Below are 12,283 nucleotides of genomic sequence, written 5' to 3' on the forward strand. Positions count from 1 at the left end.
GTCTCCCGCGCGTCCTCGTCCGCCGTCCGCGCGGCCCGCTCGGCCCCCGCGCTCTGGGCGCCCCGTGCTGCCCGCGCGGTCCCTGCCGGCATCGGCTTCCCGTGCGCGGATTCTCGGTCCACAGCCTGTGCACAACGTTCGCGGAGGGCGGGGAGCCCAGGGGCGGGGACGGGTTCGCCCGGTTTTGCCGTGGCATTTCCAGCGTCGCACTGCGCCGCCTGGGCTGCGCCCGGAAGCTCTTGACCGGTAGGCTTTCCGTGTGATCTTCAAGCGCATCGGAAACGGCCGGCCGTACCCCGACCACGGCCGGGAAAGCACCCGGCAGTGGGCGGACGTCGCGCCGCGCCCGGTCCGCCTCGATCAGCTCGTGACCACCAAGCAGCAGCTCGACCTCGAGACCCTGCTCGCGGAGGACTCGACCTTCTACGGCGACCTCTTCGCCCACGTGGTGAAGTGGCAGGGCGACCTGTACCTGGAGGACGGCCTCCACCGAGCGGTGCGGGCGGCGCTCCAGCAGCGACAGGTGCTGCACGCACGCGTGCTCGAACTGGACTGAGGGGTCCGCCGGACCCGGCGGTCGGGCGACCGTTTGGACCTTTCGGGTTCTGCTGAGCGGTATCCGATGATCATCCAGTAGGAAACACTGCCCGGGCGCACTACGCTGCGCCCATGAGCATGCTCACTCCCCCCGGCATGGGCGGGAAGTACCGGATCACGGGTGACAAGTACCCGCGGATGCGCAGGCCCCGACGACACGGCAGGCTCGCGTTCCTGGCCGCCGCCTCCGTCGTCGTGCTCGGCGTGATCGGCTGGGGCACACTGCAGCTCATCGACGTCTTCACCGGCGGTGAGAAGGCCTCGGCGGCCGGCGGCAAGGCGCACTGCGCGACCGACGCGTCGGTCAAGTCGGCCCCCTCCGGGGCGAGTACGCCGCGGGTGCCGCCCAAGCCGGGCACGATCACCGTCAACGTCCTCAACGCGACACCCCGCGGCGGGCTGGCCAAGCAGACCGCGGACGAGCTCAAGAAGCGCGGCTTCAGGATCGGCCAGGTGGGCAACGCGCCCAAGGAGTTCGACAAGAAGGTCAAGGGCGCGGGGGTCCTGCTCGGACCGGCCTCCGCCCTGAACACCTCGCTGCCGGTGCTCGCGACGCAGCTGCCGGGCGCGGAGAGCCGTACGGACACCCGCAAGGGGACCGACGTCGATCTGATCATCGGCACGGGCTTTCAGCAGCTGGCGCAGAAGCCGGCCGCCGACAAGGCGCTGGCCGCGCTGAGCGCGCCGGCCCCGGTCACGCCGAAGAAGGGCTGCTGAACCGGCGGCCACCGGCCTCCGGCCACGCCCCGGGTCGGGGCCGACACTTCGGCAGCGGCCGCACGGCCGCCCGTTCCGGCGGCCGTGTCGAGGCCGCCGGTCACGGTTGTCGGGCTCGGGCCGGTGCGGCCGTTCGGCCCGGCAGGGCCGGCCGTTCAGCCCGGTACGGCCGTTCGGCCCGGTCGGCTATTCGGCGGAGCCGTACATCCGGTCGCCCGCGTCGCCGAGGCCCGGGATGATGTAGCCGTGCTCGTTCAGGCGTTCGTCGACGGACGCCGTCACGACCGTGACCGGGGTGCCCGCGAGGTCGCGTTCCATCACCTCGACGCCCTCGGGAGCGGCCAGCAGCACCACGGCGGTCACGTCGTCCGCGCCGCGCTTGATCAGCTCCTGGATCGCCGCGACCAGCGTGCCGCCGGTGGCGAGCATCGGGTCGAGGACGTACACCTGGCGGCCGGAGAGGTCCTCCGGCATGCGCGTGGCGTACGTCGAGGCCTGCAGCGTCTCCTCGTTGCGGATCATGCCGAGGAAGCCCACCTCGGCGGTCGGCAGCAGCCGCACCATGCCGTCCAGCATGCCGAGCCCGGCCCGCAGGATCGGCACCACCAGCGGACGCGGGTGGGAGAGCTTGACGCCGGTGGTCTGCGCGACCGGGGTGGAGATGTCGACCTGCTCGGTCCGCACGTCCCGCGTCGCCTCGTAGGCGAGCAGGGTGACCAGTTCGTCGGCGAGCCTGCGGAAGGTCGCGGAGTCGGTGCGGCGGTCGCGCAGCGTGGTGAGCTTGTGAGCGACCAGGGGGTGGTCGACGACGTGGAGACGCATGTTCCAACAGTAACCGGGCCCCGAGCGCCCCCGCCGCCCGCCATCGCGGCCCACCGTCCCGCCCGGAACGCCACGCCACGCCGCCCCCGCCACGCCGCATCGCCTCCGGTCGCCCCGCTCCCCTCGCGCTCCGTCCATCCCTTCCGGCCCGCAGCTCCCTGGCATCAAACCCGCTGTCCGAGGGAAGGCGGGAGGGACGGACTGGGGTGGTGAGCCAATGCCTGACCGGCAATCCCGCAAGGATCCGTCGCCGCGCGACCGGCCCGGGACGGCGGACACGACGAAGTCGGCGGCCCGGGCGCGGACCACGGACCCCGCGCGCACGAACCGCGCACGGCCGAACCGCGCACGGCCGACGGGCCTCACCCGCACGGAGCCCACGCGGACCGACGTCGCACAAGCGGACATCGCACAGACGGACGTCGCACAGACGCACCCCCCGAAGCCGGACGTCGCACAAGCGCACCCCCCGAGGCCGGACGTCGCGAGGACGCGCCCCACGAAGCCGGACGTCACGCGGTCGGCGGAGCCCGCGCATCCCGCGGAGACGGAGCCCCCGCGCCCGGCCGAGGCCGGGGAGGCCGAGGAGACCGACGTCCAGCGCCGCCGGCGCCGCGCCCAGTTCCTGCGCGACCTCGCCGAGGCGCGTGAGCTGCGCAACCGCGTCCAGCCCCGCCGCGCCAAGGCCGCCCGACTGCGCCACGCGATGCGGATGCGCACGTTCCGCTGGTAGGCCGACCGCTCCGCCGGCGACGCACGCCCCCGACGCCTTCGCGAGGCCGCGCGGGGAAATGCCGACACCCGCAAGGACGTTACGCGGCAGCCGTGCGTGACGGCCGGGCAAACCCGCGTACGATCCGCAGGTGGCGGCAACGAGTGCGCTGGTGAGTCCTTTACCGGCGCACGGCAAAACAGCCGGACACAGGGTGCCGAAGACGTCCCCTGAAGGCCTTGTTTCTGCCACGATTCCGAGTGGGCGGGGCTCGGAGCCAGCTCCTCTCGCCCACAACCTCCGCCGGGGGGACCCCCAACCGGCACGCCTATGACCAGTGGGAGAGTCACGGTGTACTTCGCCGCACTGCTCGCGCGCACCGAAGACGGGTGGGAAGCGAGCGACACAGAGCTCGACGATGTGGAGACGCTGTCCGACCTGGCAGACCTGGCCCGGGAGGCCTCGTCCGAGGACGACACCGTGCTCGTGCTCATCGAGCAGGAGGACGCGTGGTTCGGCGTCGTACGCGTGGACGGCGAGGACGACCCTCGTATCTACGTGTCGGACGCCGCCGCCGCTGCCCGCAGTTCCTACGGCGAGATCCTGCTCACCGACGAACTGCTCGGCCGGGAGCCCGGTGACGACGGCCCCGACCTGGACGCCCTCGACCTCGACGGCACGGAGGACGGCGAGCCCGCGTCCACCGAGGACGACGAGGAGGAGAACGGTCCGTCCGAGGCCATCACGCACAACCCCCTGGGCGACGGCCGGATCCTCGACGACCTCGGCGTCACCGAGAAGGAGCTGCGCACCCTGGACGCGGAGGACGCGCTGAGCGCGATCGCCGAGTCCCTGGGCGCCTCGGAGGTCCTGGAGACCGTCCGCTGACCCCGAAGGAGACCCCGGACACGCCCGACATCCCGGACACGCCCGACACGGCGGGCGTCCCGGACGGTCCGAAGACCCCGAGAACGCCCGCCCACCGGACGTCCGGCCCCTGGTTGCCGGAGCGGGGAACGGGCGTTCCGGGAACGACCGCGTCCGGCCGGGCCGAACCCGACACGACCGACGCGCCCGCTCACGCCTCCGCCCCGGTCCCGCCCGTCGCTCCGGACCCCGTCCGGGACCCCTGGCGGGACGCCATGCGGCTCGCCCTGGCCGAGGCCGGGCGGGCCGTCGGGGGCGGGGACGTGCCCGTCGGCGCCGTGGTGCTGTCCGCCGACGGCAGGACGGTGCTCGGGACCGGGCACAACGAGCGCGAGGCGACCGGTGACCCGACCGCCCACGCCGAGGTCCTCGCCATCCGGCGGGCCGCCGCGGAGGTCGGCGAGTGGCGGCTGTCCGGCTGCACACTGGTCGTCACCCTGGAGCCCTGCACGATGTGCGCGGGGGCGATCGTCCTGTCCCGGGTGGACCGGGTGGTCTACGGCGCCCGCGACGACAAGGCGGGCGCCGCGGGCTCGCTCTGGGACGTCGTACGGGACCGGCGGCTCAACCACCGGCCCGAAGTGATCGGGGGCGTGCTCGCCGAGGACTGCGCCGGCCTGCTCACCGACTTCTTCCGCGCCCGCTGAGTCTCACGGCCCCGCGCCCCGTCCACCAGCGCGCTTCCGTCCCTTCCGGCGGCCCCCGCCCGCCGTCCGGCCCACCGCCCCATGCACCGCTCCGCCCGCCGCGGCCCGGCCGGGGAATCGATTTCTGACCACGGCCCACTGTGCTGTAAGGTCTCCCTCGGTAGCGTGTCCGAGCGGCCGAAGGAGCTCGCCTCGAAAGCGAGTGTGGCGCAAGTCACCGAGGGTTCAAATCCCTCCGCTACCGCAGGTAGACGAAGGGCCCGGTCCGATGGACCGGGCCCTTCGTGGTCTTCCGTCTCCGTTTCCCTCTCATTCAGCCGAGTGGCGGCCACACGACGAGGTGGATCGTCGCGGTTGCCGTGTTCGGTGCGAGACGCCGACGCCCGGCCGGTCCGGGGACGCTCCGGGCCCTACACCTCGGTGAGCTTGAAGGTGAACTGGTTGCGACCGTCCCGCGAGTAGTCCAGGTTCTCGGGGACGTTCGAGGCTTCGGCGACGTCGATCGACTTGGTCCCCGAGTTCCAGGCGAAGTAGATGGCCCCGAGGGCAACGTATTCGCCGGACAGCTCGTTGCGGACGTAGATGGCACTGGTGACCGGCGGGCCGTCCTCGGGCATGACGCCGACGAGTCCGTACTCCGGGTCGCCGGAGCGGACGACGGTGTCCCCGACGTCGTAGGAAGCGACCTTCAGGCTGTACCGCCCGGGCTGAGCTCCGGTGAGGTCCTGGAGCCGGACCGCGATGGGCAGCGTGGTGCTCTCGACGACCTTGAACCGGGTCAGCCCGCCGATGTCGGAGATGTCCGGCTGGTCGACCTCCCACTCCCGGTACTTGCCGGTCTGGTTGGCGTGCTGCCATGCCAGGACCTTGGCCTTCCGGCCGACCCTGACGGAATTGAACCTGTCGTTGAGTTCGCCCGGGTGCAGGTTCTCGTTGGCTCCCACCGTGTAGGTGTGGCCGTCCCCCGTGTAGCTGGGCCTGGCGTAGAAGGTGACTTCCTGTTCGCTCATGCGCCTCTCCTCAATTGATCACTTGGGCCGGATGGGCAACACATGGCTACCCTTCGGCTACTCCTAGTCACCGCGAGGAACGGTTGTGAAGGGGCAGCTCACTGGTGTGTCACGCGCCGGTATGCGCCCTCGTCCGCCGCTCCGGATCAGCCCGTCGACCTGTCGGGCGACGTCGCTGCGCACGGAGTCCACCATGTGCTGGTACCGCGGCCATGGCGGTCGTGGACCAGCCCATGAGCCCCATGACGGCGCGCCTGCGAGACTCCGAGGATCGACAGGACAGCCGCCGCGGCGTGCCGGGCGTCGTGTACCGGCCGTCTCAGACCTCGGCCTCGTCAAGCAGTTCCTTCCAGTCGTCGTGATCCGGCCGGGGGGATGTGCCCCGCCCGGCCGGCGTAGCGAACAGCCACCCTTCGTCCGTCCAGTCGGCGCGGGCCGCCGCGCGTTCGGCCCCCGCTTGGTCTGATGCGTCCGCGACAGGCCTACGTGCAGGCGAAATTGTCCGACGGTGCTTGGCGTCTCGTCACCGAGTACGCCATGGCGACGTGGGCCGAAGTCCTCCCCAACGCTCCGGACAGGCGGGCCGCGCGAACTGATCGACACCGTCCGCAAGGTGGAGGCCACGGATCCGACGGGCCGACGGTGGTCACGCCACAAGTCGGGCGATGACGCTTCCGTTGCCTTCTGCCAGTGGTGACAGCCGCAGGTCAGTGACGGCCGCTCCGTCGCACTCCGTCTCAGTCTCCGTCTCGTTCACTGCCGCCCGGCCCCGTTCACGACGGTTCGCAGGGAGGGCGCGAGTACCGGGAATGAACGGGGATGGACGGGCCCGATCGTGCCCCGATTGCCTCGAACAGACCTAGAAAGCGAGTGTGGCGCACGTCACCGAGGGTTCAAATCCCTCCGCTACCGCTGTAGAAGGGCCCTGTCTGATCGGACAGGGCCCTTCTTGCGATCATCTGCGATCATCGACAGCGCGCGGCACGCTGCCGATGACGACGGGGCGGCCGACGACAGGGCAACCAGCGACAGGGGGAGGCCGCGATGGCGGTGAACGCCAAGAAGATCGTCGTCTACGCACTCGTGGTCTTCGCGCTCTACGTGATCATCACGGACCCGGCCAAGGCCGCCGACTACGTCCAGATAGGGTTCGAGGGCATATCGGACGCGGCCAGGGCCATCGGCGACTTCATGACCTGGGCCGCCAACGGAGGTAAGTGATGATCCGCCATCTGGTCCTCTTCAAGCTCAACGAGGGTGTCGAGCGCGACGACCCGCGCGTCGTGGCCGGCGCCGAGGCCTTCCGGGCCCTCGGCGGCCAGATCGACGACCTGCGCTTCTGGGAATGCGGCTGGAACATCAGCGACCGGCCCATCGCCCACGACTTCGCGATCAACTCGGCCGTCGAGGACGCCGACGCGCTGAAGCGGTACCTGGAGCACCCGGCGCACCAGGCCGGGGTGGCCCTGTGGCGCGAGTTCGCCACCTGGGTGATCGCGGACTACGAGTTCTGAGCCGTACGGCTTCCCCGGACCGTACGGCCGGCCCCGCACCATGGAGGACGCCCCAGGCGTCCCCGCCCGGTGCGGGGCTTCGCCACGTCTCACACCTTTTTCCTCCCTCAACACGTGCATATGCGGTGCTTGAACACTCTGCACCTGTCTTGTGATGCTATGACCGCTTTTGACGGATGAGTTGATCGACGAAGAGGTGGCGTTGACCGTGTCGGCCAGTACTGCGCCGCCCCAGGAAGAGGCTCCCGCCGAGGCCGCACCCCCGGGGCCGGCCCCGGTGCCGGCCTCCACTTCCGCTCCAGCCACCACAGCCGCTACAGCCGCCGCGGCCCCGGACGCGGCCACGGCCGCCGCCCAGGGGCCCGCCGGGACGCCGGCGGCCGCCCCCGCGCCGGAGAAGCGGCGCGGCGCCGACACCCGGGCCCTCACCCAGGTGCTCTTCACCCAGCTCAAGGAGCTCGAACCGGGCACCTCCGAGCACACCCGCGTACGCGGGGCGCTCATCGAGGCCAACCTGCCCCTGGTGCGCTACGCGGCCGGCCGCTTCCGCTCCCGCAACGAGCCGATGGAGGACGTCGTCCAGGTCGGCACCATCGGGCTGATCAACGCCATCGACCGCTTCGACCCCGACCGGGGCGTGCAGTTCCCGACCTTCGCGATGCCCACCGTCGTCGGCGAGATCAAGCGGTACTTCCGCGACAACGTCCGCACCGTCCACGTGCCGCGCCGGCTGCACGAGCTGTGGGTGCAGGTCAACAGCGCCACCGAGGACCTGACGACCGCCTTCGGCCGCTCCCCCACGACCGCCGAGATCGCCGAGCGGCTGCGCATCACCGAGGAGGAGGTGCTCTCCTGCATCGAGGCGGGGCGGTCGTACCACGCGACCTCGCTGGAGGCCGCGCAGGAGGGCGACGGGCTGCCCGGGCTGCTGGACCGGCTCGGCTACGAGGACCCCGCCCTCGACGGCGTCGAGCACCGGGACCTGGTCCGCCATCTCCTGGTCCAACTCCCCGAACGCGAACAGCGGATCCTGCTGCTGCGCTATTACAGCAATCTCACCCAGTCGCAGATCAGCGCGGAACTCGGCGTCTCGCAGATGCACGTATCCCGGCTACTCGCGCGTAGCTTCCAGCGACTGCGATCCGCAAACAGGATCGAGGCGTAACCTTCACGGGCGATTCGCTCACCAGGGCGGATCCCGACAGTCAGGGCCCGAAACACCGTCAGAGCCCGTTCTGCCAGGGCGGATTCGCCTTTCGGATGTCGACATGTCACTACAGCGCGTTGCCGACATGTGACATTCTGCGGGAAGCGCGTTTGCCGTGGCTTCGGCTCCGGTATTCAGGTGAGGGCTGAGTTCTCCTCGTCAGAGAGCCCGGCCGCGACCGTCCCGCGACCCAGAGGGGGTGGCATGTCCGCAGAACAGGGCAGCTCCGAGGTGCTGACGCTCACCAAGAGCGAGGCTCCTTCCCCGGCGCTCGAGCCGATCGACGCCCTCGACGACGTGGCGGCTCTCGAGGCCGCACCGGACCCGGCCCCGGTGCTCGACGCCCCGGAGGCCATCGACACCCGCACCCTGTCCCGCTCCCTGTTCCTGCGGCTCGCCGCCCTCGACGAGGACAGCCCGGAGCGCGCCTACGTCCGGGACACCCTCATCGAGCTCAACCTCCCCCTGGTCCGCTACGCCGCCGCCCGCTTCCGCTCGCGCAACGAGCCGATGGAGGACATCGTCCAGGTCGGCACCATCGGCCTGATCAAGGCGATCGACCGCTTCGACTGCGAACGCGGCGTGGAGTTCCCGACGTTCGCGATGCCGACCGTCGTCGGCGAGATCAAGCGCTTCTTCCGCGACACCTCGTGGTCGGTGCGGGTGCCCAGGCGCCTGCAGGAGCTGCGGCTCGCCCTCACCAAGGCCAGCGACGAGCTGTCGCAGAAGCTGGACCGCTCGCCCACCGTCGCCGAACTGGCCGCCGTGCTGGGCGTGTCGGAGGAGGACGTCGTCGACGGCCTCGCGGTCGGCAACGCGTACACCGCCTCGTCCCTCGACTCCCCGGCCCCCGAGGACGACGGCGGCGAGGGCTCGCTCGCGGACCGCCTCGGCTACGAGGACACGGCGCTGGAGGGCGTGGAGTACCGCGAGTCCCTCAAGCCGCTGCTCGCCAAGCTGCCGCCCCGCGAGCGGCGGATCATCATGCTGCGCTTCTTCGCCAACATGACCCAGTCGCAGATCGGCGAGGAGGTCGGCATCTCCCAGATGCACGTCTCCCGGCTGCTGACCCGCACCCTGGCGCAGCTGCGCGAAGGGCTCATCTCCGACTGAGGCCCCGCTTCGAACGGAGCCGGGCCGGTCCCGCGGCACGCACCGCGGGCGCGCACGACTCATGGCCGCCGACGCACCCGTGACAGGGCACGTCGGCGGCCGTCGTACGTCTGTACGGGGGTTCTGACCGCCCCGAACTACTTGAGCGCCAGCCAGGCGACGGCCGCGACGATCACCACGGCGACGACGACGCCGACGATCAGGCCGATACGCGGGCCGGAGGAGGCGGCCTGCGGCTGCGGGCCGCCCTGGGGAGCGGCCTCGTCGACGAACGCGCGGAACATCTGGGTGCTGCCGGCGGGGTCGTAGTTGCCCTGGGGGCCCTGGGTGTTAGCCATGGCCCGAGACCCTAGCGAAGACGACGGCCGCTGCCCAAGTGGGGGTGCGTCTCCTCGCTTGATTCCCACCCGAGTTGGGGCGGACGTCCCCGAGGTCCGCGCCCCTCGGCACCGCTTTCGTCCTGAACGGCCTGGTCCTCGAACGCCGGACGGGCCGGCCGTGGGCACCCCGGGTGAAGCCGGCTCCGGACGACGGTGCGCCGGTGATCACGACCCACCTCCCTTCACCTGCGGGTTTACACTCGCAATACTTGTCTTTGCCAGGTTTTTGCGTCAGTCATCCCCGATTTGTTTGCCTGCAGCAACCAACCGATCGTATGGTTGCCCCAAGCAACGATTACGGGAGGTGTGATGGCCGAGCGGGCGCAGTACGAAGAACTGGCGCGTCAGCTCAGTGCCGTCGGCGCCGTGAAACGGGACATGGGGCGGATCCTGCCGCCCGACTGCCCGGCCGGCTCCGCCGCCGTGCTGACCCTGCTCGGCCGCCACGGCGACATGCGCATGAGCAAGCTCGGCGAGCTCCTCGCCGTGGACATGTCGGTCACCAGCCGGCATGTCGCGCACGTCGCCGCGCGCGGCTGGATCGAGCGGCTGCCGGACCCCGCGGACAAGCGCTCGCGCATCCTGCGCCTGACGCCCGCCGGGCTGGACCAGATCGACGAACTGTCCCGGCGCACCACGCACCTGTTCGCGGAGCGGCTGAGCGACTGGACCGACGACGAGGTCGGCCAGCTCATCCGGCTGATGGGCCGGCTGCGCGACAGCTTCGGCGACTGCCGGTCCACCCCGGTCCGGCTCCCCGCCCCCCTGGCCGAGCAGCCCGCGACCGCGGCGCCCGTAGTCCAAGAGACCACCCGTACACCCGCAAGCACGTAAGTAAAGGAAGCCCATGGCAACGACCACACCAGCCGGTGTGCGGGCTCACGCCAAGCGTGGGGGAGACTCCCCGGGCAACGCTCCGATGTCGCACCGGCAGATCATGGAGGCGCTCTCCGGGCTGCTGCTCGGCATGTTCGTGGCGATCCTGTCGTCCACGATCGTCTCCAACGCCCTGCCGAAGATCATCGGCGACCTCGGTGGCGGCCAGTCCGCCTACACCTGGGTGGTCACGGCGGCCCTGCTGTCGATGACCGCGGCAACTCCCCTGTGGGGCAAGCTCGCCGACCTGTACAGCAAGAAGGCGCTCGTCCAGATAGCCCTGATCATCTACGTCGTGGCGTCGATGGCGGCCGGGCTCTCGCAGAACCCCGGCATGCTGATCGTCTGCCGCGTGATCCAGGGCGTCGGCACCGGCGGTCTGTCCGCGCTGGCGCAGATCGTCATGGCCGCGATGATCTCCCCGCGTGAGCGCGGCCGCTACTCCGGCTACCTGGGCGCCACGTTCGCCGTCGCCACCGTCGGCGGCCCGCTGCTCGGCGGTGTCATCACCGACACCTCCTGGCTGGGCTGGCGCTGGTGCTTCTACGTCGGCGTCCCGTTCGCGGTGATCGCCCTGATCGTGCTCCAGAAGACCCTGCACCTGCCCGTCGTGAAGCGTCAGGTGAAGGTCGACTGGCTCGGCGCGTTCCTGATCTCGGCGGCCGTCTCGCTGCTGTTGATCTGGGTCACCTTCGCCGGTGACAAGTACGACTGGATGTCGTGGCAGACCGCCGTGATGGTCGCCGGTTCCGTCGCCCTCGGCGCGCTGTTCGTGCTGGCCGAGGCCAAGGCCTCCGAGCCGATCATCCCGCTCAGGCTGTTCCGCAATCGCACCATCACGCTGGCGTCGCTCGCCTCGCTCTTCGTGGGCATCGCGATGTTCACCGGCACCGTCTTCTTCAGCCAGTACTTCCAGCTGGCCCGCGACAAGTCCCCGACGATGTCGGGCGTGCTGACCATCCCGATGATCGGCGGTCTGTTCGTCTCCTCCACCGTCTCCGGACAGTTCATCACCCGCACCGGCCGCTGGAAGGCCTGGCTGGTCAGCGGCGGCGTCCTGGTGACGGCCGGCCTGGGCCTGCTCGGCACCATCCGGTACGACACGGACTACTGGAAGATGGCCGTCTTCATGGCCCTGCTGGGTCTCGGCATCGGCATGATGATGCAGAACCTGGTGCTGTGCACGCAGAACCAGGTCGACCCGAGCGACCTCGGCTCCGCCAGCTCCACGGTCACCTTCTTCCGCTCCCTGGGCGGTGCGGTCGGCGTCTCCGCGCTGGGCGCGGTGATGGCCAGCCGGATCACCGACTACGTCAAGGACGGCCTCGCCGACCTCGGCCCGAAGTACGCGCAGCTCGCCGGCGGTTCCGGCTCCGGCACCAGCAGCATCCCGGACATGGACGCGCTGCCCGCACCGCTGCGCACGGTCATGGAGAGCGCCTACGGGCACGGCATCGCCGACATCTTCCTGATCGCGGGCGCCATGGCGGCGATCGCCTTCCTGATCACGCTGTTCATCAAGGAGGTGCCGCTGCGCACCAAGGGCGCGCTGGCGCAGGGCGCCGAGTCCGAGGCCGCCCCGGTGGACCCGGCCGCGGCTCCGGCGGTCGCCGAGGCGCAGACCCAGGCCGTGGTCGTCGAGACCGCGTCCGACACGTTCACCCCGGCCGAGGCGGGTCCGGAGGGCACGCAGCGGCTCGCCGCGGTGGCGACCGTCGCGTCCGACGCTCCGGTGGCCGGCTCGGGTGGCGGGATCCCGGT

General features: G+C 70.9%; 13 protein-coding genes, 1 tRNA gene and 2 pseudogenes. 12 read left to right on the forward strand and 4 right to left on the reverse strand.

From position 1 onward, the window contains the following. Positions 1–259 precede the first annotated feature (259 nt). Together ACH5A8_RS33930 and ACH5A8_RS33935 are read left to right on the forward strand one after the other, a co-directional pair. On the forward strand, positions 260–556 hold the full coding sequence (locus ACH5A8_RS33930; RefSeq protein ID WP_004943146.1) for a type II toxin-antitoxin system VapB family antitoxin: 297 nt from the start codon (positions 260–262) through the stop codon (positions 554–556). A gap of 137 nt (positions 557–693) precedes the next feature. Further along, positions 694–1,314, forward strand: coding sequence for a LytR C-terminal domain-containing protein (locus ACH5A8_RS33935; RefSeq protein WP_399007850.1), 621 nt, complete (start codon positions 694–696; stop codon positions 1,312–1,314). Between the two features lie 186 nt (positions 1,315–1,500). On the opposite strand, the gene upp is transcribed toward ACH5A8_RS33935, so the two are convergent. Further along, a complete protein-coding gene (gene upp, locus ACH5A8_RS33940; protein WP_009189458.1) occupies positions 1,501–2,136 on the reverse strand; it encodes a uracil phosphoribosyltransferase in 636 nt (211 codons plus the stop codon). Between the two features lie 577 nt (positions 2,137–2,713). On the opposite strand from upp, the pseudogene ACH5A8_RS33945 reads away from it, so the two are divergent. The 4 genes and pseudogenes from ACH5A8_RS33945 to ACH5A8_RS33960 form a co-directional block, all read left to right on the forward strand. Beyond that, a pseudogene (locus tag ACH5A8_RS33945) lies at positions 2,714–2,869 on the forward strand (response regulator); the annotation flags it as partial. Between the two features lie 330 nt (positions 2,870–3,199). After that, a complete protein-coding gene (locus ACH5A8_RS33950) occupies positions 3,200–3,736 on the forward strand; it encodes a hypothetical protein (RefSeq protein ID WP_396318874.1) in 537 nt (178 codons plus the stop codon). Positions 3,737–3,990: 254 nt separating this feature from the next. After that, positions 3,991–4,422 (forward strand): tRNA adenosine(34) deaminase TadA, encoded by a 432-nt coding sequence (gene tadA, locus ACH5A8_RS33955; protein WP_399007841.1) that lies wholly within the window; start codon positions 3,991–3,993, stop codon positions 4,420–4,422. Between the two features lie 159 nt (positions 4,423–4,581). Then, positions 4,582–4,666: transfer RNA gene (locus ACH5A8_RS33960), tRNA-Ser, on the forward strand. Between the two features lie 166 nt (positions 4,667–4,832). Here ACH5A8_RS33960 and ACH5A8_RS33965 read toward each other — a convergent pair. Next, positions 4,833–5,432 carry a beta/gamma crystallin domain-containing protein gene (locus ACH5A8_RS33965; protein ID WP_399007842.1) on the reverse strand — a complete coding sequence of 200 codons (600 nt, stop codon included), beginning with the start codon at positions 5,430–5,432 and terminating at the stop codon, positions 4,833–4,835. 63 nt (positions 5,433–5,495) lie between these two features. Then, a pseudogene (locus ACH5A8_RS33970) lies at positions 5,496–5,883 on the reverse strand (tyrosine-type recombinase/integrase); the annotation flags it as partial. Between the two features lie 593 nt (positions 5,884–6,476). Between ACH5A8_RS33970 and ACH5A8_RS33975 the strand changes: the two are divergent. The 4 genes from ACH5A8_RS33975 (at position 6,477) to ACH5A8_RS33990 (ending at position 9,266) form a co-directional block, all read left to right on the forward strand. Beyond that, on the forward strand, positions 6,477–6,653 hold the full coding sequence (locus ACH5A8_RS33975) for a hypothetical protein (protein ID WP_396318994.1): 177 nt from the start codon (positions 6,477–6,479) through the stop codon (positions 6,651–6,653). After that, positions 6,653–6,946, forward strand: a complete 294-nt coding sequence (locus ACH5A8_RS33980) for a Dabb family protein (RefSeq protein ID WP_399007843.1) — start codon at positions 6,653–6,655, stop codon at positions 6,944–6,946. The genes ACH5A8_RS33975 and ACH5A8_RS33980 overlap by 1 nt, the downstream gene beginning before the upstream one ends. Positions 6,947–7,154: 208 nt before the next feature. Beyond that, positions 7,155–8,111 (forward strand): RNA polymerase sigma factor SigF, encoded by a 957-nt coding sequence (locus tag ACH5A8_RS33985; RefSeq protein ID WP_399007851.1) that lies wholly within the window; start codon positions 7,155–7,157, stop codon positions 8,109–8,111. Between the two features lie 246 nt (positions 8,112–8,357). After that, positions 8,358–9,266, forward strand: coding sequence for an RNA polymerase sigma factor SigF (locus ACH5A8_RS33990; RefSeq protein WP_399007844.1), 909 nt, complete (start codon positions 8,358–8,360; stop codon positions 9,264–9,266). Between the two features lie 137 nt (positions 9,267–9,403). On the opposite strand, the gene ACH5A8_RS33995 is transcribed toward ACH5A8_RS33990, so the two are convergent. Continuing rightward, positions 9,404–9,604 carry a hypothetical protein gene (locus ACH5A8_RS33995; RefSeq protein ID WP_399007845.1) on the reverse strand — a complete coding sequence of 67 codons (201 nt, stop codon included), beginning with the start codon at positions 9,602–9,604 and terminating at the stop codon, positions 9,404–9,406. A gap of 351 nt (positions 9,605–9,955) precedes the next feature. On the opposite strand from ACH5A8_RS33995, the gene ACH5A8_RS34000 reads away from it, so the two are divergent. Beyond that, positions 9,956–10,480: a MarR family winged helix-turn-helix transcriptional regulator gene (locus tag ACH5A8_RS34000; protein WP_399007846.1), complete on the forward strand. Its 525-nt coding sequence runs from the start codon at positions 9,956–9,958 to the stop codon at positions 10,478–10,480. A 13-nt stretch (positions 10,481–10,493) separates the two neighbouring features. After that, positions 10,494–12,283: MDR family MFS transporter (locus ACH5A8_RS34005; protein WP_399007847.1), on the forward strand; the 1,790-nt coding region annotated here is incomplete at its 3' end.

Source organism: Streptomyces sp. NPDC018610 (genome assembly GCF_044391765.1).
Classification (GTDB): Bacteria; Actinomycetota; Actinomycetes; order Streptomycetales; family Streptomycetaceae; genus Streptomyces.

Coding starts and splice junctions, on each gene's coding strand:
- ACH5A8_RS33980 (WP_399007843.1), top strand. CDS start 6,653: ATGATCCGCCATCTGGTCCTCTTCAAGCTCAACGAGGGTGTCGAGCGC.
- ACH5A8_RS33990 (WP_399007844.1), top strand. CDS start 8,358: ATGTCCGCAGAACAGGGCAGCTCCGAGGTGCTGACGCTCACCAAGAGC.
- upp (WP_009189458.1), bottom strand. CDS start 2,136: ATGCGTCTCCACGTCGTCGACCACCCCCTGGTCGCTCACAAGCTCACC.
- ACH5A8_RS33965 (WP_399007842.1), bottom strand. CDS start 5,432: ATGAGCGAACAGGAAGTCACCTTCTACGCCAGGCCCAGCTACACGGGG.
- ACH5A8_RS33975 (WP_396318994.1), top strand. CDS start 6,477: ATGGCGGTGAACGCCAAGAAGATCGTCGTCTACGCACTCGTGGTCTTC.
- ACH5A8_RS34000 (WP_399007846.1), top strand. CDS start 9,956: ATGGCCGAGCGGGCGCAGTACGAAGAACTGGCGCGTCAGCTCAGTGCC.
- ACH5A8_RS33995 (WP_399007845.1), bottom strand. CDS start 9,604: ATGGCTAACACCCAGGGCCCCCAGGGCAACTACGACCCCGCCGGCAGC.
- tadA (WP_399007841.1), top strand. CDS start 3,991: ATGCGGCTCGCCCTGGCCGAGGCCGGGCGGGCCGTCGGGGGCGGGGAC.
- ACH5A8_RS33935 (WP_399007850.1), top strand. CDS start 694: ATGGGCGGGAAGTACCGGATCACGGGTGACAAGTACCCGCGGATGCGC.